This window comes from Ruegeria sp. AB10 (genome assembly GCF_056542745.1).
On record NZ_JBQGAI010000008.1, the window covers coordinates 120,210 to 139,019 of the forward strand.

General features: G+C 62.5%; 18 protein-coding genes. 8 read left to right on the forward strand and 10 right to left on the reverse strand.

Annotated features, from left to right (window positions below; genetic code table 11):
• The first annotated feature begins 46 nt into the window (after positions 1-46).
• A complete protein-coding gene (gene gshB, locus ACR0NT_RS15415) occupies positions 47-979 on the forward strand; it encodes a glutathione synthase (RefSeq protein ID WP_170446065.1) in 933 nt (310 codons plus the stop codon).
• On the opposite strand, the gene ACR0NT_RS15420 is transcribed toward gshB, so the two are convergent.
• From ACR0NT_RS15420 to cobU, 4 genes are read right to left on the reverse strand one after another with little or no spacing between them, the layout of a single operon-like run.
• Positions 976-2,487, reverse strand: a complete 1,512-nt coding sequence (locus ACR0NT_RS15420) for a YifB family Mg chelatase-like AAA ATPase (RefSeq protein ID WP_170673483.1) — start codon at positions 2,485-2,487, stop codon at positions 976-978. The two genes, gshB and ACR0NT_RS15420, sit on opposite strands and share 4 nt — an antisense overlap.
• A 45-nt stretch (positions 2,488-2,532) precedes the next feature.
• A complete protein-coding gene (locus tag ACR0NT_RS15425) occupies positions 2,533-3,417 on the reverse strand; it encodes a glutathione S-transferase (RefSeq protein ID WP_170446059.1) in 885 nt (294 codons plus the stop codon).
• Positions 3,418-3,475: 58 nt separating this feature from the next.
• Complete coding sequence (locus tag ACR0NT_RS15430; protein ID WP_170673480.1) at positions 3,476-4,054, reverse strand: histidine phosphatase family protein; 579 nt, start codon at positions 4,052-4,054, stop codon at positions 3,476-3,478.
• Positions 4,051-4,572 (reverse strand): bifunctional adenosylcobinamide kinase/adenosylcobinamide-phosphate guanylyltransferase, encoded by a 522-nt coding sequence (gene cobU, locus ACR0NT_RS15435; RefSeq protein WP_170446053.1) that lies wholly within the window; start codon positions 4,570-4,572, stop codon positions 4,051-4,053. Before cobU ends, ACR0NT_RS15430 begins: the two co-directional genes overlap by 4 nt.
• A gap of 100 nt (positions 4,573-4,672) precedes the next feature.
• Between cobU and ACR0NT_RS15440 the strand changes: the two genes are divergently transcribed.
• From ACR0NT_RS15440 to ACR0NT_RS15465, 6 genes are all read left to right on the forward strand, one after another.
• Positions 4,673-5,551 carry an RNA polymerase factor sigma-32 gene (locus tag ACR0NT_RS15440; protein ID WP_170446050.1) on the forward strand — a complete coding sequence of 293 codons (879 nt, stop codon included), beginning with the start codon at positions 4,673-4,675 and terminating at the stop codon, positions 5,549-5,551.
• Positions 5,548-6,363: a ChaN family lipoprotein gene (locus tag ACR0NT_RS15445; protein WP_170673476.1), complete on the forward strand. Its 816-nt coding sequence runs from the start codon at positions 5,548-5,550 to the stop codon at positions 6,361-6,363. Before ACR0NT_RS15440 ends, ACR0NT_RS15445 begins: the two co-directional genes overlap by 4 nt.
• A 63-nt stretch (positions 6,364-6,426) precedes the next feature.
• On the forward strand, positions 6,427-7,623 hold the full coding sequence (coaBC, locus tag ACR0NT_RS15450; protein ID WP_170673473.1) for a bifunctional phosphopantothenoylcysteine decarboxylase/phosphopantothenate--cysteine ligase CoaBC: 1,197 nt from the start codon (positions 6,427-6,429) through the stop codon (positions 7,621-7,623).
• A gap of 13 nt (positions 7,624-7,636) precedes the next feature.
• Positions 7,637-8,092, forward strand: a complete 456-nt coding sequence (dut, locus tag ACR0NT_RS15455) for a dUTP diphosphatase (protein ID WP_170673470.1) — start codon at positions 7,637-7,639, stop codon at positions 8,090-8,092.
• The gene (locus tag ACR0NT_RS15460; protein WP_170673467.1) at positions 8,092-9,138 is read left to right on the forward strand and encodes a molybdopterin-synthase adenylyltransferase MoeB; all 1,047 of its coding nucleotides are present in this window, start codon (positions 8,092-8,094) and stop codon (positions 9,136-9,138) included. Before dut ends, ACR0NT_RS15460 begins: the two co-directional genes overlap by 1 nt.
• A 56-nt stretch (positions 9,139-9,194) precedes the next feature.
• Positions 9,195-11,210, forward strand: a complete 2,016-nt coding sequence (locus tag ACR0NT_RS15465) for a M3 family metallopeptidase (protein ID WP_170673464.1) — start codon at positions 9,195-9,197, stop codon at positions 11,208-11,210.
• Here the strand turns inward: ACR0NT_RS15465 and ACR0NT_RS15470 are convergent.
• The 6 genes from ACR0NT_RS15470 to ACR0NT_RS15495 are packed head-to-tail and all read right to left on the reverse strand — an operon-like array spanning position 11,207 to position 17,773.
• Positions 11,207-12,139 (reverse strand): 2-hydroxyacid dehydrogenase, encoded by a 933-nt coding sequence (locus ACR0NT_RS15470; RefSeq protein ID WP_170673461.1) that lies wholly within the window; start codon positions 12,137-12,139, stop codon positions 11,207-11,209. The genes ACR0NT_RS15465 and ACR0NT_RS15470 overlap by 4 nt on opposite strands.
• 15 nt (positions 12,140-12,154) lie before the next feature.
• On the reverse strand, positions 12,155-13,294 hold the full coding sequence (gene rodA, locus ACR0NT_RS15475) for a rod shape-determining protein RodA (protein ID WP_170446034.1): 1,140 nt from the start codon (positions 13,292-13,294) through the stop codon (positions 12,155-12,157).
• Complete coding sequence (mrdA, locus tag ACR0NT_RS15480; RefSeq protein ID WP_170673458.1) at positions 13,291-15,240, reverse strand: penicillin-binding protein 2; 1,950 nt, start codon at positions 15,238-15,240, stop codon at positions 13,291-13,293. The genes rodA and mrdA overlap by 4 nt, the downstream gene beginning before the upstream one ends.
• The gene (locus ACR0NT_RS15485; protein WP_170673455.1) at positions 15,237-15,773 is read right to left on the reverse strand and encodes a rod shape-determining protein MreD; all 537 of its coding nucleotides are present in this window, start codon (positions 15,771-15,773) and stop codon (positions 15,237-15,239) included. Before ACR0NT_RS15485 ends, mrdA begins: the two co-directional genes overlap by 4 nt.
• Positions 15,766-16,668 (reverse strand): rod shape-determining protein MreC, encoded by a 903-nt coding sequence (gene mreC, locus ACR0NT_RS15490; RefSeq protein ID WP_170673453.1) that lies wholly within the window; start codon positions 16,666-16,668, stop codon positions 15,766-15,768. The genes ACR0NT_RS15485 and mreC overlap by 8 nt, the downstream gene beginning before the upstream one ends.
• A gap of 58 nt (positions 16,669-16,726) precedes the next feature.
• A complete protein-coding gene (locus tag ACR0NT_RS15495; RefSeq protein WP_039523195.1) occupies positions 16,727-17,773 on the reverse strand; it encodes a rod shape-determining protein in 1,047 nt (348 codons plus the stop codon).
• A gap of 155 nt (positions 17,774-17,928) precedes the next feature.
• Between ACR0NT_RS15495 and ACR0NT_RS15500 the strand changes: the two genes are divergently transcribed.
• On the forward strand, positions 17,929-18,720 hold the full coding sequence (locus tag ACR0NT_RS15500) for a 23S rRNA (adenine(2030)-N(6))-methyltransferase RlmJ (RefSeq protein ID WP_170446021.1): 792 nt from the start codon (positions 17,929-17,931) through the stop codon (positions 18,718-18,720).
• The last annotated feature ends 90 nt before the right edge of the window (positions 18,721-18,810 follow it).

The following is an 18,810-nucleotide window of genomic DNA, read 5'->3' on the forward strand; positions in this document are numbered from 1 at the left end:
TGGCCCTGCTGGGCCATGTATCGGGCGTGAAACTGAGGGACACGCCATGAAAATCGCCTTTCAGATGGACCCGATCGGGGCCGTGGATATCAATGCAGACAGCTCCTTCCGTCTGGCCGAAGAGGCACAGGCGCGCGGGCATACGCTGTTTTTCTACGGGCCCGACCAACTGGCGTATCAAGAGGGTCGGATCACCGCGCGCGGGCATGACATGACAGTCCAGCGCATAGCGGGCAATCCGGCCGAGTTGGGACCTGAACGCGAGGTTGATCTGGCCGAGTTCGACGTGATCTGGCTGCGTCAGGACCCGCCGTTCGACATGCATTACATTACGTCGACCCACCTGCTGGACCGTCTGAAAGGGCAGGCGCTGGTGGTCAACGATCCGTTCTGGGTGCGAAATTACCCCGAGAAACTGCTGGTTCTGGATTTCCCCGACCTGACGCCTCCGACGACGGTTGCGCGTGATTTGCAAACCATCAAGGCGTTCAAGGAAAAACACGGCGACGTGATCCTCAAGCCGCTGTACGGCAATGGCGGTGCGGGTGTGTTCCGGCTGGATGCGAATGACCGCAACCTGACCTCTCTGCATGAGCTGTTCACCGGTTTCTCGCGCGAACCGCTGATTGTTCAGAAATTCCTGCCAGATGTCAGCAACGGCGACAAACGCGTGATCCTCGTGGACGGAGAGCCGGTTGGCGCGATCAACCGGGTGCCGGCAAAGGGTGAGACTCGCTCGAACATGCATGTGGGCGGCCGCCCCGAAAAGATCGGCCTGTCCGAACGCGATCTTGAGATCTGTGCTGCGATTGGGCCTCTGCTGAAGGAAAAAGGCCAGATTTTTGTCGGCATCGACGTGATCGGCGACTATCTGACCGAGATCAACGTGACCTCGCCCACCGGTATTCAAGAGCTTGAGCGGTTCGACGGCGTGAATATCGCCGAAAAGATCTGGCAGGCGATCGAGGCCAAGCTTTAGGACGCGACCTTGGCGCTGATGCGAAAGCTCAGCGCCTCGGCCACATGGGGGCGTCGGACATCCGGCGTGCCCTCCAGATCGGCAATTGTCCGCGCCACCCGCAGAATGCGGTGAAAGGCGCGGGCCGACAGGCCGAACCGTTCGGCGGCTTTCAACAGCAACGCCTTGCCCTCGGCGTCCGGAGCCGCGATCTCTTCCAGCATCGTGCCTTCGACATCGGCGTTTTGCCGGGTCGACGTACCCGCAAAACGGTCCGCCTGTATGGCTCTGGCGGCTTCGACGCGTGCCGCAACCGTGGCCGAGCTGTCACCCGAGGGCGGCAGGTCGAGGTCAGTGAACCCCACCGGGGGGACCTCGATCCGCAGATCGAAGCGATCCATCAGAGGGCCGGAAATCCGCCCCAGATAGTCTTCTCCGCAAACAGGCGCGCGCGAACAGGCGCGGGCCGGGTCAGTCAGGTATCCGCATTTGCACGGATTGGCTGCGGCCGCCAGCATGAACCGGCAGGGGTATTTCACATGGGCGTTGGCGCGGGCGACCATGACCTCGCCGGTTTCGATCGGCTGGCGCAGGGTTTCCAGCACGGTGCGCGGGAATTCCGGAAACTCGTCCATGAACAGAACGCCGTTATGGGCCAGCGAAATCTCACCCGGCTTGGCGCCCTTGCCGCCCCCGACTATCGCCGCCATCGAGGCCGTGTGGTGCGGTTCGCGAAACGGGCGGCTGCGGCTGATGCCGCCTTCGTCCAGCAATCCGCACAGGGATTGGATCATTGAGGTTTCCAGCGCCTCGATCGGGGTCAGCGGCGGCAGAATTCCGGGCATGCGCGCGGCCAGCATGGATTTGCCCGACCCCGGCGTGCCGATCATGATCAGGTGGTGCCGCCCTGCCGCCGCGATCTCCAACGCGCGTTTGGCCCGTTCCTGCCCTTTCACATCACGCAGATCGCGGGCGCTGGGCGCCAAACTCACCTCGCCGGGCTGCGCAGTGGGCAATGGCGACTGGCCCGAGAAATGGCGCACCACGTCCCCCAGTGAACCCGCGCCGATCACCTGCGTGGCATCGACCCACGCGGCCTCGGCGCTGGAGGCGCGGGGGCAGAGCAGCGTGCGATCCTCGGCGGCTGCGGTCATGGCGGCCGGCAGGGCACCGACGACGGGCACCAGGGATCCGTCCAACGACAGCTCGCCCAATGAAACCGCCCCTTCGGCGGCATCGGGGGGAATGATCTCGAGCGCTGACAGCAACGCCACTGCTATGGGCAGGTCGAAATGGCTGCCCTCTTTCGGCAGATCAGCGGGCGACAGGTTGATGGTGATCCGTTTCGACGGCAGCGCGATGGCCATCGCGCTTAGCGCGCTGCGCACGCGGTCGCGGGCCTCGGACACAGCCTTGTCGGGCAGGCCGACGATGGAAAAGGCGGGCAGGCCCGGCGAGACGGCGCATTGCACCTCGACCGGGCGGGCATCGACCCCCTGGAAAGCGACGGTATGAGAACGGGCGACCATGAACGACCTTTTTGGTTAACAGGTCGTTGCTGCCATGATCCCGGTTTAAGAATCGTTAACGGTCTCCGCCATTGCGATGAATTCTGGCCAGGCCGCCGGGTCTGCGACGGTTTTGTCACGGCAGAACCGGTTGCAAAAGCCCCAACGCCGCCCGTTCAGCTCCAGAAAATGAGAGACCGGTTTGCCGGAATAGGGGCAAGTGGCGTTAACAGAGGGGCCGTCTTCGACAGGGCGTGCGTCAGAAGGCCCGCCGATTGGCCACGGCTGCGATGGCAGGTCCAGCGCATAGGGAAAGGGATCATACGTCTCGGTCAGCCCCATTGCGCGCCATTGCCGGACGGGCGTGCCTGCCAGCAGGTCCAGACAATAGGCGCGGTTGGCGCCGGAAACCGGCAATCCATACCCGATGATCCGCGCGGCGACCGGCGTGTAGAACACGTCCGCCAGTGAATAATCGCCGAACAGCGGACCGGTTTCTGCACCGGATACAGCGCGCGCATGGGCCCAGAGCGTTTCGATCCGGTTCAGATCGGCCAACGTCTCGGTTGAAGGGGCAAATCCCTGCCAGCAGTGTTTCAGCTGCATCGGGCATTCCCCGCGCAAGGCGGTGAATCCGGCGACCATCTCGGCGCAGAGCCACCGGGCAGTGGCGCGGGCAGCGGGATCTGCGGGCCACAACCCGGCCTCGGGGTGGCGTTCGGCCAGGGTTTCGGCCATGGCCAGGCTTTCACCTACGACCGTTCCGTCCGGCAGGCGTAGGGCGGGCACGAGGCGGGCCGGGGCAAGGGCTTCCATATCCTCGGCCATGGTGCCGGAATAGAGGCCGATCATGTGGTTACGATAGGGCAGGCCGAACTTTTCCAGCATCAGCCAGCCGCGCATGGACCAGCTGGAAAACAGGCGGTCTCCGATAAACAAATCATAGGTCATGCCGTAACGATGGCGTTGTGGAACCGATCCGTAAATCAGTGATTTGTGCGGGGTATGATCACGGCAGGTGATTGATCCGCCCCACCGACCAGCGGTCGCCGTGATGGGTGATGTCGGTGACCGAGAGGTTGTCGATCCGGTGGCTGAACGTCTTTTGCGCGTCGAGGTCGAGGGCACGCTGGACCTGCGTCAGGATCACACCGAAATGGGCGACGACGATTAGATCGCGCCCGGTATGGTCGGCGATCAGGCGATCAATAATGGTATCAACGCGGCTGCGCACCTCGTTCCAGCTTTCACCTTCGGGCGGGCGCACGTCGCCGGGGTTGTCCCAATAAGCAAAGGCAAGGTCGGGGTCTTCGGCCTCAATGTCTTTGAACCCGCGCAGCTCCCACGTGCCGAAGTGAATCTCGCGCAGATCGCGGTGATGTGGCAGGCGCTGACGCGCGCCCTGAATGGCCGAGGCAGTATCTGCGGCACGAGACAGGTCGGATGAGATCACCAGAGCCTCGGCCGGAAGGTGATCGTGCAGCCGCGTGATAGCCGCCCGATCGCTGAGGTCGGCGGGAATGTCGGACCAGCCGACCATGGTTTTTGCATGGGTCGGTCCGTGGCGCACAAGGTGCAGGCGAGTCACGGCAACTGCCCTTTCAGAACCATCGGCAGACCTGCGGTGACCTGCACCGCCAGATCGGCCTGCGCCGCCAAGGCGATATTCAGCCGCCCCTGCGCCTCGCGGAACCGGCGGGACAGGGCGTTGTCGGGGACGATGCCGTGGCCGACCTCGTTCGAGACGACGACAATCGGCGCAGGACAGGATTTAAGCGCCTGCAACATCGCGGACTGCGCCTGTTCCAGATCGTTTTCGGCCAGCAGGTGATTGGTCAGCCACATGGTTGCGCAGTCGATCAGGCAGATATCATCCGGGGTCAGGTCAGCCAGCGCGGGCCCCAGATCAAAGGGGGCCTCGACAGTCGCCCAACCCTCGCCGCGCTGGGCGATGTGGCGTTGGACCTTGTCTTGCATCTCGTCATCAAACACTTGTGATGTGGCAAGGTAAACCCGCTGTTTTCCTGACAAAACAACAAGTTGTTCGGCAAATGCCGACTTGCCAGATGCCGCGCCGCCCAACACAAAGGTTAAATCCGGATACACTATTATTACCTTCCATGTGATCCACCCGGTTTTGTTCTGCGTATCGACCCTAGGTCGGCAAGGCAAGTCCGGCCCGCGCCTGTGAAAAGGGGAGATTTCCATGGCACTGGACAATGCGAACGATTTTTCGATGTCCCGGCAAGCGATGAAAGCCGAACTGCTGGACGCGGAGACCGAACTGAAACTGGCCTATGCCTGGCGCGATGAGCGTGATGAAAAGGCTCTGCACCGGTTGATCACGGCCTATATGCGGCTGGCGATTTCGATGGCGGCCAAGTTCAAACGCTATGGCGCGCCGATGAATGATCTGATCCAGGAGGCGGGTCTTGGCCTGATGAAGGCCGCCGACAAGTTCGACCCCGACCGCGGCGTGCGGTTTTCGACCTATGCGGTCTGGTGGATCAAGGCCAGCATTCAGGATTACGTGATGCGCAACTGGTCGATGGTGCGGACCGGATCGACCTCGTCCCAGAAATCCCTGTTTTTTAACATGCGCAGGGTGCAGGCGCGCCTTGAACGCGAAGCCGCGACCGAGGGGATGGACTTGGACCGCCACCAGTTGCACCAGATGATCGCCGCCGAGATCGGCGTGCCTCTGCGCGATGTCGAGATGATGGAAGGCCGGTTGTCTGGCTCTGATTTCTCGCTGAACGCGGTGCAGTCCGCCGATGAAGACGGGCGCGAGTGGATTGACGCGCTGGAAGATGAGCGTGCGCAGGCCGCCGAGATGGTCGAGAACAACCATGACACCAAACAGCTCCGCGAGTGGCTGGTGATGGCCATGCAGGCGCTGAATGATCGCGAAAGGTTCATTGTGCGCGAACGCAAGCTGCGCGAACCGGCCCGAACGCTGGAAAGCCTTGGGCAGGAACTTGGCCTGTCCAAAGAACGCGTACGTCAGCTTGAGGCGGCGGCTTTCGTGAAAATGCGCAAGAACCTTGAAGCGCAATCGCGCGAGGTGCAACACTTCATCGCATGAGACAGCTTGCGATTCTGCTTTGTGCACTTGTGGTTATGGTCCGCCCAGGCCATGCCGACGAACTGATACCCGATGATCTCCTGGCCGCGATGATGTCGGCGGACGTGGTCATTCTGGGCGAGGTTCATGACAACCCTCAGCACCATGTCATTCAGGCCGACGCGTTGAGGGCCGTAAAGCCCTCGGCCGTTGTCTGGGAAATGGTGACTGAAGAAGGCGCGCAGCGACTTGCGGACAAGGCGATGTCCGACCCCGAGGAACTTGCACGCATTCTGGAATGGATCGAATCCGGTTGGCCGCCGCTCAGCATGTATTATCCGGTGTTTCAGGCCTCGGATGCGCCGGTCTATGGCGCCATGGTGCCGCGCGCGGCCGCTCGTGCCGCGATGGAACGGGGTGCGGCCACGGCCCTGGGTGCGGATGCGGCGCGGTATGGTCTGACCGTTCCGCTACCGGCTGACGAACAGGCCGCGCGCGAGGCAGATCAACTGGCCGCTCATTGCAATGCGATCCCGGAAAGCGCTTTGCCGCAACTGGTCGCCATACAGCGCCTGCGCGACGCGGTGCTGACCCGCGCGATCCTGCGGGCCACCGATGAAACCGGTGGGCCGGTTGCAGTGATCACCGGCAATGGCCACGCGCGCAAGGACCGGGGCATCCCGACCTTTCTGACTCGTATGCGGCCGGGGTTGAAGGTGTTTGTACTGGGCCAGTCCGAGGACGGCTTGGTAAACGGGGAATTCGACGCGGTGATCGATAGTCCTATCGTTGAGCGAGAAGACCCTTGCCTGGCCTTTGAAACACAGAATTAACCGCTGGAACTGTCCGGCCTGCTTGCCTAATGTCGGGGCCGACCGGGACGGGAAGGGCTTAATATGCTGGCATCGAAACGCATTCTGCTGATCATTGGCGGTGGGATCGCGGCGTATAAGTCGCTGGACCTGATCCGGCGTTTGCGGGAACGCGGTGCATCTGTGACACCCGTACTGACCCGCGCGGCGGAGGAATTCGTGACGCCCCTTTCGGTGTCTGCCTTGGCCGGAGAGAAAGTCTATCGCGACCTGTTCGACCTGACGGATGAGGCCGAGATGGGGCATATTCAGCTGTCCCGCTCGGCTGATCTGATTGTTGTGGCTCCGGCGACTGCCGATCTGATGGGCAAGATGGCCGGGGGGCTGGCCAATGACCTGGCCTCGACCCTGCTGATGGCGACCGATACGCCGGTTCTGTGTGCCCCCGCGATGAATGTGCGGATGTGGGATCATCCCGCCACACAGCGCAATCTTGCACAGTTGCAGGCGGATGGTGTTCGTTTTGTCGGCCCGAACGAGGGTGACATGGCCTGCGGCGAATACGGCCCCGGACGCATGTCGGAACCGCTGGAGATCGTCGCGGCGATTGAGGCGGAACTGGGGAGTGGTCCGCTGAGCGGCAAACGCGTGGTTGTGACGTCGGGGCCGACGCATGAACCGATCGACCCGGTCCGTTATATCGCCAACCGCTCATCCGGGGCGCAGGGCGCGGCGGTGGCGCGGGCGCTGGCCGCGCTGGGGGCCGAGGTGGTGTTTGTCACGGGCCCGGCAGATGTGGCACCGCCCGACGGGGTGCAGGTCGTGCCGGTTGAAACCGCCCAACAGATGTCCGACGCGGTGGATGCCGCGCTGCCCGTCGATGCGGGTGTTTTCGCCGCTGCGGTTGCCGATTGGCGCGTGGCCAGCGCTTCGGACAAGAAGCTGAAGAAAAGCCGCGATGGTCTGCCGGTGCTTGAGTTCGCCGAAAACCCGGACATTCTGAAACGTGTCTCGCAAATGGAGACCGGACGTCCGGCGTTGGTCGTAGGCTTTGCGGCTGAAACGGACAATGTGGTCGAACACGCCACCGCCAAACGGGGGCGCAAGGGCTGTGACTGGATCGTGGCCAATGACGTCAGCCCGGCAACGGGGATCATGGGTGGGTCCGAGAATGCGGTGATCCTGATTTCGGACGACGGCGCCGAGGAATGGCCGCGCATGGGCAAGGATGAAGTGGCCAAGCGCCTGGCGACCAGAATCGCCGACGCGCTGAGCAGCTAAAAAGGGAACAGTGATGGTTGCAATTCGTGTGATCCGAGAGGAAGGGTCCGATCCGTCGGTGCCTCTGCCGTCCTACGAAACCTCCGGGGCGGCCGGGGCGGATGTGCGGGCGAACCTGCCGGACGGGGCCTCAATCACGCTAAAGCCGGGTCAACGCGCACTGGTGCCCACCGGGCTGCGTATCGAGATCCCGAAAGGGTTCGAGGTGCAGGTACGTCCCCGCTCGGGGTTGGCGCTGAAACACGGTATCACCCTGCCCAATACCCCCGGCACGATCGACAGTGACTATCGCGGCCCGCTGGGCGTGATCGTCCTGAATGCCGGGCAAGAGGCGTTCGAAGTCACCCATGGTGAGCGTATCGCGCAACTGGTCGTCGCCCCCGTGGTACAGGCCGCGTTCGAGCCGGTGGAGGTGCTCAGCGACACGGTCCGCGGCGCGGGCGGGTTCGGCTCAACCGGGCGCGGCTGATGCTGCTGGTCCTGATCCTGGCTGCGGGTCTGTGGGGCATCGGCTATCTGGCCGGAGTGTCACGGACAGCCCGCATGGCCTCGGTCGGAGTTCTGCTGCTGGGCGTCATTACGGCTCAGCTGGTTCTGCCGGATGGCCATCCGTTGCGTGAGGCGACTGGCGGCTCTGCGGCGCTGTGGTTGATCTTGGGTGGCGTGGCCATTCTGGTTCTGGTTTACGGGAGGGTGCTGAAAGCGCTGCGAAACCGCGCAGCCCCTGCCGCCGCCAAGGAGCCCGTGATGCCATCCGACCAATTCTCTGAAACCGAACTGGAACGCTATGCCCGCCACATCGTATTGCGCGAATTGGGCGGGCCGGGTCAGAAGAAAATGAAAAAGGCCCGCGTGCTGGTCATCGGCGCAGGTGGGCTGGGTGCGCCAGCCCTGCAATATCTGGCGGCGGCTGGTGTCGGCACAATCGGTGTGATCGACGATGATGAGGTCGAGAACGCCAACCTGCAACGGCAGGTGATCCACCGCGATGCCGATATCGGAATGCCCAAGGTGTTCTCGGCGCAGCAGGCGATGGAGGCGCAGAATCCCAATGTCACCGTGCTGCCCTATCACCGCCGCCTGACCGAAGAGATCGCCCATGATCTGTTTGCCGATTTCGATCTGATCCTCGACGGCACCGACAATTTCGACACCCGCTATCTGGCCAATCGCACGGCGGTTGCGTTGGGCAAACCGCTGATCTCGGGCGCCCTATCGCAATGGGAAGGACAGCTCAGCGTCTTTGACCCCGCCAGCGATGCACCCTGCTATCAATGTATTTTCCCCGAGGCCCCAGCCCCCGGTTTGGCCCCTTCCTGTTCCGAGGCGGGGGTGATCGGTCCGTTGCCCGGCGTGGTCGGTTCGATGATGGCGGTTGAGGCGATCAAGGTGATCACCGGGGCCGGGCAGGCCCTGCGGGGCGAAATGCTGATCTATGACGCGCTTTATGGCGAAAGCCGCAAGATCACCCTGTCACGCCGTCCCGATTGTCCGGTTTGTGGCGCTGGGGCGTAACCCGCTCTGGATCATCCGGCCTGCCGTTCCTAACTTTGTGGTCAAAGGAGACTTCTATGACCAATCCGATCCTGTCCGACTGGACCACGCCGTTTGAAATCGCACCCTTCGCGGATATTGCGGATGATGATTTCGCCCCCGCGCTGGATCAGGCGATGCAGGCCCATAACGCGCAGATCGATGCGATTGCGGGCAACCCGGACGCACCCACCTTTGCCAACACGGTCGAGGCGCTTGAGGCCGCGGGCGAGGAGATGGACAAGGTTCTGTCGGTGTTCTTTACCGTCGCCGGGGCCGACAGCAACCCGGCGCGCGAAGCGTTGCAGCGCGAGTTCTCGCCCAAGCTGGCGGCGCATTTCTCAGGTATTTCCTCGAACAAGGCTTTGTTTCAGCGCCTTGCCGATCTGTGGACGCGCAAGGATGCTTTGGACCTGACCGACGAGCAGGCGCGGGTTCTGATGCTGACCCATCGGGGGTTCGTGCGCGCCGGTGCCGCCCTGACCGGCGACGATGACACGCGGATGCAAGAGATCAAGGCGCGGCTGGCCTCGTTGGGGACGTCCTTCACCCAGAACCTGCTGGCGGATGAGCGCGACTGGTCCATGGACCTGTCCGAGGATGATCTGGAGGGTCTGCCGGATTTTGTCGTGGATACCGCTCGTGCGGCCGGGCAGGAAAAGGGGGCGAAGGGTCCGGTTGTGACACTGTCCCGGTCTCTGATCGTGCCGTTCCTGCAATTCTCGACCCGCCGGGATCTACGGGAAACGGCCTATCGCGCCTGGACCGCGCGCGGTGCCAATGGCGGAGAGACCGACAACCGCGAGATTGCCGCGGAAATCCTGCAATTGCGTGAGGAACGGGCAAAGCTGCTGGGCCATGACAGTTTCGCGGCCTACAAGCTGGAAACCGAAATGGCCCGCACGCCGGACAAGGTCCGAGACCTGCTGATGCAGGTGTGGGAGCCGGCCAAGACCCGCGCTGATGCGGACGCCGAAATCCTGACGCAGATGATGCAGGAAGACGGTGTAAACGGTCCGTTGGAAGCGTGGGACTGGCGCTACTACGCCGAGAAGCGCCGCAAGGCCGAGCACGATCTCGATGAGGCGGCACTCAAGCCATACCTGCAACTGGACCGCATGATCGAGGCGTCCTTTGCCTGTGCCAATCGCCTGTTCGGGCTGGAATTCGCGCCGCTGGATGTACCGCTCTATCACCCCGATTGCCGGGCATGGGAGGTGACGCGCAACGGCCAACATATCGCGGTGTTCATCGGTGATTACTTTGCGCGCGGGTCGAAACGGTCCGGCGCGTGGTGCAGTGCGATGCGGTCGCAGGCCAAATTCCCCAAGGTGCAGGCTCCGGTCGTGATCAATGTCTGCAACTTTGCGAAGGGAGACCCGGCGTTGCTGTCCTATGAGGACGCGCGCACGCTGTTCCACGAATTCGGCCACGCGCTGCACCAGATGCTGTCAAATGTGACCTATGAAAGAATCTCGGGCACGTCGGTCGCGCGGGATTTCGTCGAACTGCCCAGCCAGCTTTACGAACACTGGTTGGAGGTGCCCGAAGTTCTGGCCGAATTCGCCACCCATGCCGATACCGGCGAAGCGATGCCGCAGGACATGCTGGAGAAAGTGCTCAAGGCCGCCAATTTCGATCAGGGATTCCAGACGGTGGAATACGTCGCCTCGGCGCTTGTCGATCTGGCGTTCCACGATGGCGCAGCCCCAGCCGATCCGATGGAGAGACAGGCCGAGGTGCTGGCCGGGATCGGGATGCCGCAGGCCATCGGGATGCGCCACGCCACCCCGCATTTCGCGCATGTGTTTGCGGGCGACGGCTATAGCTCGGGCTATTACAGCTATATGTGGTCCGAGGTGATGGATGCAGATGCCTTCGCTGCCTTTGAAGAGGCGGGCGGGGCCTTTGATCCCGAACGCGCCAAGGCGCTGGAGGAGAACATTTTGTCCACCGGCGGCTCACGCGAGGCCGAGGACCTGTATCTGGCTTTCCGCGGTCGTTTGCCGGGGGTTGAGGCCTTGCTGAAGGGCCGGGGACTGATCGCCGCCTAATACCCCAGATCGCGGTCGACGAGGTGCAGGAAGGGTTCGCCTTTCTCGCCTCGACGGATGTTTTCGCAGATCACCTGGGCTGCTGTGGCAGGGCGGGTTTCCGATGCGATATGCGGTGTCACCGTCACGTGCGGATGCGCCCAGTAGGGATGCTGTTCGGGCAAAGGCTCGACCCGGAACACATCCAGCGTCGCGTGGCCGATTTGACCCGAGTCCAACGCAGCCAGCAACGCATCGTCATCAATAAGCGGCCCCCGGCCCGGATTGATGATCCGCGCGCCTTTGGGCAGCAGGGCCAAGGTTTCGGCGTTCAGGATGTTCACAGTGGCGGGCGTGTCCGGCAACAGCAGAACCACGATCTCTGCTTGGGACAGGGCGTCGCGCAGCCCATCGTCGCCATGCAGGCATGTAACGCCGGGGATGTCCTTGGCGGAACGGCTCCAGCCGGTGACGTTGAAGTTCAACGCAACCAGGGCACGGGCGGCGGCCTCGCCCAAGGCGCCAAGACCCAGAACGCAAACCTGACGCTCGGTGGCCAAAGGCGGTGCGTCAGGGGTCCAGACGCCATCCTGCACCGTGATGTGCTGATCCATCCCAAGGTGATAGCGCAGCACATGGCCGACCACCCACTCGGTCATTCCCTGCGTCAGCCCGTGATCCACCATCCGCGCCAGCGGGACGGTCAGAGTTTCGTTAACCGCGATCTTCTCGACCCCGGCCCACAGGCTAAGTACGGCCTTCAACCTTGTGAACGCGGTGAAATCCAGCGGCCCGCCGTTCGGGGCATAGACGACATAGTCGACCTGATCCGGGGCGAACTCGGTACTCAGGCGAAAATCCAACCCGGCCTCGGTCAGGCCCTTGGTCAGCAACGGTTCATACACGGGCCACAGGGCCGGGCGCGCGGAAAACAGGACGTTCACGGGCATGTTGGGCCTTTCGGATCAGCGGGGGCGGTGGATATGGGCGCTTTGGACGATGCCGAAGGCCGCCATCAGAACCAGCATGGCCGAGCCGCCGTAGCTGACCATCGGCAGCGGCACGCCGACAACCGGGGCCAAGCCCATCACCATCGACATATTGACGGCAAAGAACAGAAAGAAGTTCAGCGCGATGCCCAGCGTCACCAGCGAAGAAAACCTGTCCTTGGTCGACAGCGCAGTGACCAGGCAGAACACCAGGATCAGGCCATAAAGGGTCAACAGGGTGATGCCGCCGACAAAACCGAATTCCTCGGCCAGTGTGGTGAAGATGAAGTCGGTGTGTTTTTCGGGCAGGAAGTTCAGCCGCGATTGCGTACCCTGCATGAACCCGCGCCCGTTCCAGCCGCCGGACCCCAACGCGATCTTGGACTGGGTGATGTGATACCCAGCCCCCAACGGCTCGGTTGAGGGGTCCAGAAACGTATCAATCCGCTTAAACTGGTAGTCCTTGAGCAACTGCCAGTCAGTTCCACGGCTTTTAAAAACAGCCGCAATCAAGCCGACCACGGCGGCGATGACGGCGGCGAAATAAGCCCAGTGGACACCGGCCAGAAACATCAGGCCACCACCTGCCGCCAACAGCAGGATCGAGGTGCCAAGGTCGGGCTGTTTCAAGACAAAGAACGTGGGGATCAGGATCAGGACAACGGGGATCAGCACCCAAAGCGGGCGCGACGTTTTATGAGATGGCAACCAGTCGTAGTAGGACGCCAGGACCATGACGAGCGCGACCTTCATGACTTCGGAGGGTTGGAGCCGCATGAAACCAAGGTCGATCCAACGTTGTGCACCCATGCCGACCGTTCCGAAAAACTCCACAAACACCAGCAGGGCGATTGACAGGACATAGGCCAGCACCGACATGTTTCGCCAGAACCAGATCGGCACCAGCGCAATGATGAACATCACCGCAAGCCCGAGCCCGAAACGCTCCATCTGCGGCTCGGCCCACGGAGACCACGATCCACCGGCCACCGAATACAGCATCAGGAACCCGGCGCTGGCCACGCTGATCAACAGCAGCGTCAGCGGCCAGTTCATATACAGGAACTTGCGGAACCCCGATGGCGTGGATTTGACGGCATACTCAAGATAGCTCATGCGCGGTCCTTTTCGGTCGGACGCGCTTTGGGGCGGCGATCGCCTTCCAGCCGTTTTTGCTGTTCCTTGATGCGGTCCCGATCGGCGACCGGGTAGGCCTCGAGCGGGGGGGTGCCGTTATAGAGCGCCTGCAGCATGATATCGCGGGCCACCGGGGCGGCGGCTTTCGAACCACCCCCACCATGTTCGACCACCACAGCCACGGCGTATTTCGGGTTGTCATAGGGCGCAAAGCTGACGAACAGCGCGTGGTCGCGGCGTTCCCACGGCAGGTCCTCGTTACGGATCACGCCGGCGGCGCGTTCGGCCTTGGTGATGTTGCGCACCTGGCTGGTGCCGGTCTTTCCGGCCATGCGGAACTCATCGGCGATGATGCGGCTGCGATAGGCGGTGCCGCGCCGGTTGTTCGAGACCGTGAACATCGCATGGCGCACCTGGTCCAGATTGGCGCGGTTCACCGGCAGAGGCTCACCCGCGCCCGAGGGTTGTTCGATTCCATTCACCGAGCGTACCAGACGCGGTTTCACGGCCCGCCCCGTGGCGATACGCGCCGTCATCACCGCCAGTTGCAGCGGCGAGGCCAGCATGAAGCCCTGACCGATCGAAGCATTTGCGGTATCGCCGACCAGCCAGTCCTGCCCGTGCACCCGCTGTTTCCACTCCTGGTTCGGTGCCAGCCCGGCGGCCACGGCGGACATTGGAATGTCGTGCTTGACCCCAAGCCCGAAGATGCGCGCCATGTCCGAGATCTTGTCGATCCCCACCCGCAGAGCCACGTCATAGTAATACACGTCGCAGCTGCGCTTCAGCGAGGTTTCCAGATCGACCATGCCATGCCCGCCGCGCTTCCAGCAGTGGAAGCGGCGGCTGCCGACTTTCAGGTGGCCGGGGCAATAGACGGTGTTCGAGGGACCGACCACTCCGGCCTCAAGCGCGGCCATGGCGGTGATCATCTTGAATGTTGAGCCCGGCGGATATGTACCCTGTACGGTCTTGTTCGCCAGCGGGCGGTAGTTGTCATTCGTCAGCGCCCGGTAATCAGCGACCGAGATACCGCGTACGAACAGGTTGGGGTCGAAACTGGGGGCCGAGCTGATGGCGCGGATATCACCGGTCTCGCAGTCGATCACGACGGCGGCGGCGCTTTCACCGGCCAGCCGGGCTTGCGCGTATTGTTGCAGGTCGGCATCGACCGAAAGTTGCAGGTCGGCCCCGGCAGTGCCTTCCTGCCGGTCCAGTTCGCGCATCACACGGCCGGTGGCGTTGACCTCGACCCGCTTGGCCCCGGCCTTGCCACGCAGGCTGATTTCCTGCTTGGCTTCCAGCCCGACCTTGCCGATCTGGAACCGGGGGATGCGCAGAACGGGTTCGGGGTCTTCAATCTGGCTGAGGTCGTAATCGCTGACCGGGCCGACATAGCCGACCACATGGGCGAAGTCCTCGTATCGCGGGTATTGCCGGGTCTGTCCCACTTCGGGGATCACGCCGGGCAGGGCCGGGGCGTTGACGGCGACTTTCGAGATATCTTCCCACGTGACCTGATCGGCCAGAGTGACCGGCAGGAACGGGGCCGAGCGGCGCATTTCGGTCTTGGCGCGCGCGATCTCATCCTCGGTCAGGGGGATCAATTTGGACAGTTTGGCGATCACCTCGTCCACATCGCCCGCATCCTCTCGCACCATGACGATCCGGTACGAGGGCGAGTTCTGACCGATGATCTCTCCGTTCCGGTCATAGATCCGGCCACGGGTCGGCGGGATCAGACGGATGTTGATCCGGTTTTCCTCGGCCAGCAGCCGGTATTCATCGGCCTGCTCGACCTGCATGAAGCGCATCCGCGCGGCCAGCCCGCCGATGAAGGCGGCCTGCAGCCCACCCAGAATCAACGCTCTGCGGGGCAGGCGCTTATAGGCAAGACCACGGGCTTTGGGTTTGCGCTGTTTCATACGCGCGCTCCCAATGCGCCGGTTTCGGTCGAGGATTTACGCCGTACTCCGAACCCGTTCTGGCTGAGCAGAACGATCACAGGGTATATTGCAATTGTCAGAACCACCTGGATCACCACGGGCCCCAATGCTGCCTGTTGCACCGACAGAATAGCAAGAATGACGCGGTTCAGCATAAAAACAGTTGTGATCACCACGGCGACTGTGGACCACTCGCCGACAAAGCCCGAATCCCGCAATCCAAACGCAGCCGAACGCAGGTAAGCGGCGCCCAGAACCACCAATGCCGCCAGCAGGCCGGGCGGGCGTTGCAGCAACAGGTCGGCCATCAGCATGACGATGGCGACCAGCAGCGTCGGCACGAATTCAGGTCGCCGCAGCACCCAGGCAAAGGTCAGCGCGATCAGCAAGTCCGGAAAGGGCCAGCGATCCGGTTTTGTATCCAGCGGCAGAAGGTGCAGGAACAGGATCAGTGCGGCCAGAAACAGGTACAGGCCCCGCTTGGACCAGAGCTGCGAGGTTTGGCTATCCATCACCAACCTCCGCTGGAGGCAGCGCGGCTTCGGGCTGGGTGGGGCCAACGATGCGGCCCGGGTCCCGAATGGTGGGGGCGGACTGGTACCGCAGCACACGCAGGAATTCGAGCCGTTCGAAATCCGCTGACAGGCGAACGCGCAGGCGGCCTCCGGGGTCGGCGGTGATCTGGCCGATCAGCAGACCGGCCGGGAAAACGCCGCCATCGCCCGAGGTTACGACACGGTCGCCGGGGCGGACCAGTTCGCGGTTCTCAAGAAACTCGACCGCTGGGGCCGGGGTGTTGTCGCCGGTGATCAGGGCGGTTTGGCCCGAGGGCTGAATAGTCGCCGGGATCGCGCTGGAGGCATCGGTCATCAGGATCACCCGCGCCGTATCCGGCCCCACGCCCGAGATGCGCCCGACCACGCCAATCCCGTCCATGGTGGCCCAGCCATCGGTGATGCCGTCGCGTTCGCCCACATTCAGCAGCACGGACTGCCGGAAGGGCGAGCCGCTGTCGGCCATCACAACCCCGGTAATATAGGTCAGACGTGGATCAAGGCGCACATTGTTCAGATCCAGCAGCCGGGCGTTTTCCTGTTCCAGCTGCAAAGCGGCCTCTTTCCAGGCGCGCATCAGGCGCAGCTCGCTGCGCAATTCCTGGTTCTGTTCGCTCAGGCGCTGATAACTTTGGAAATCACGGGCCAGATTGACTACGGCGGTGACTGGAACCATGGCCCAATCCATCGACGGCACAACCCGGTCGACGACCTGAGCGCGGAACCGTTCCACACGCGGGCTGTCGATACGCCAGACCAGAAAGATGGCCAGCAGGCACAGCACTACGATCCCCAGCAGCAGGCGGCGCAAGGGGGTGGTGTATTCGTCGCGCTGTGATCGGTCTTTTGCCACAGGTTACCTTCCCGTGCTGCTCGTGCCGAGTTTACCCTATCTGCAAAGGGTGCGCGCCTTAGCTTTCGTAGTCAATCGCGTGGCGCAGTTGTTTTTCGTATTCCAGCGCCTTGCCGGTGCCCAAAGCCACACAATTCAGGCTTTCATCGGCAATCGACACGGCCAGACCGGTCTGTTCGCGCAGGGCCAGATCCAGATCGCCCAGCAACGCACCGCCGCCGGTCAGCATCACGCCCCGGTCGACAATATCGGCGGCCAGATCGGGCGGCGTGGTCTCCAGCGCGGTCATCACCGCCTCGCAAATCTGCTGGACGGGTTCAGACAATGCCTCGGCCACCTGAGCCTGGCTGATCTCGATTTCCTTGGGTACACCGTTCAACAGGTCGCGACCGCGGATATGCATCGACTGGCCGCGGCCATCGTCGGGCATACGGGCGGTGCCGATGGTGGTCTTGATACGTTCGGCGGTGGATTCACCGACGAGAAGGTTCTGCTGACGGCGCAGGTACGAGATGATAGCCTCATCCATGCGGTCTCCACCCACGCGGACCGAGCGGGCATAGACGATGTCGCCCAGCGACAGAACCGCAACCTCAGTTGTACCGCCGCCAATATCGACGACCATGTTCCCGGTCGGATCGGTGATTGGCATCCCTGCGCCAATGGCCGCAGCGATGGGTTCGGCAATCAAGCCCGCGCGGCGGGCGCCAGCGGACAGAACCGATTGGCGGATCGCGCGTTTTTCAACCGGTGTCGCGCCGTGGGGGACGCAGACGATGATTTTCGGCTTCGAGAAGGTCGAGCGTTTATGCACCTTGCGGATGAAATGCTTGATCATTTCTTCGGCGGTGTCGAAATCCGCGATCACACCTTCGCGCATCGGTCGGATCGCCTCGATCGAACCGGGGGTCCGGCCCAGCATCAGCTTGGCGTCCTCGCCCACCGCCAGCACTTTTTTCACACCATCCTTGACGTGATAGGCCACCACCGAGGGCTCAGACAGGATCACACCGCGCCCTTTGACATATACCAGCGTGTTTGCTGTCCCAAGGTCGATAGCCATGTCCGCTGTGAACAGGCCGCCCAGATTGCCAAAGATGCCCATATTTCCCCTGATCCCGTTTGTCAGAATTTCCACTGCCCGCGACTCGACGGTTCCGGGACGGATGCCTTATAGGGTGCCAGCACGCCCGGTAAAAGGGCTGATTCCGCGACAATCAGCACCTTTCCGCCTTATTGAGAGGGACTTTAGAAGGCAACATGCTCTCTTATCAACACATTTACCACGCCGGGAATCTGGCTGATGTGCAAAAGCACGCTTTATTGGCAATTGTGCTGGAGTATCTGACTCGTAAAGACAAACCGCTGACCTATCTGGAAACCCACTCGGGCCGGGGTTTGTACAAGCTCGACGCGGCAGAGGCGGTGCGCACGGGAGAGGCCGAGGCCGGTATCCGGCGTGTCCAGCAGGCCAATTGGTTTGACGCAGATCATCCGCTGGAACGGGCGATCCGTGCAGTTCAGCACAGGCACGGAACCGAAGCCTATCCCGGCTCACCACTGATTGCCGCCAATTTGCTGAGAGATCAGGACAGCCTGCATTTTGCCGAGTTGCACCCGCAGGAACATTCCGCTCTGGCCATGGCAATGTCGCCCTACGGGGCCAAGGTGTACCGCCAGGATGGATATGAGCTGGCGCAGTCTCTGCTGCCCCCCACGCCCCGGCGCGGTGTGATGCTGATCGACCCGAGCTATGAGGTGAAGTCGGAATATGATCGGCTGCCCGGAGTAATCGGCAAATTGCATCGTAAATGGAACGTAGGTGTAATTGCGCTGTGGTATCCGATCCTGACGGATGATCGCCATGCTGCGATGATCTCTGCTCTGAATTCTCAGAACCTGCCGAAGACCCTGTTTCACGAAGTCAGGTTCGACCCCGTGAGGGAAGGGCATCGCATGGTGGGGTCGGGTATGTTCATCATCAACGCGCCCTATGGGCTTGAGGATGAAACGGCCCGCCTGACAACGCTGTTCGCAGAGCTCAAACCGTAGTCTGCAAAAAAGGCGGAAGGCTCCCGCCTCGCTTGCCCGCATCAAAGATGCAGTCAACCGAGTTGGGCCCGGCAGCGCGCCTGTGGCGCG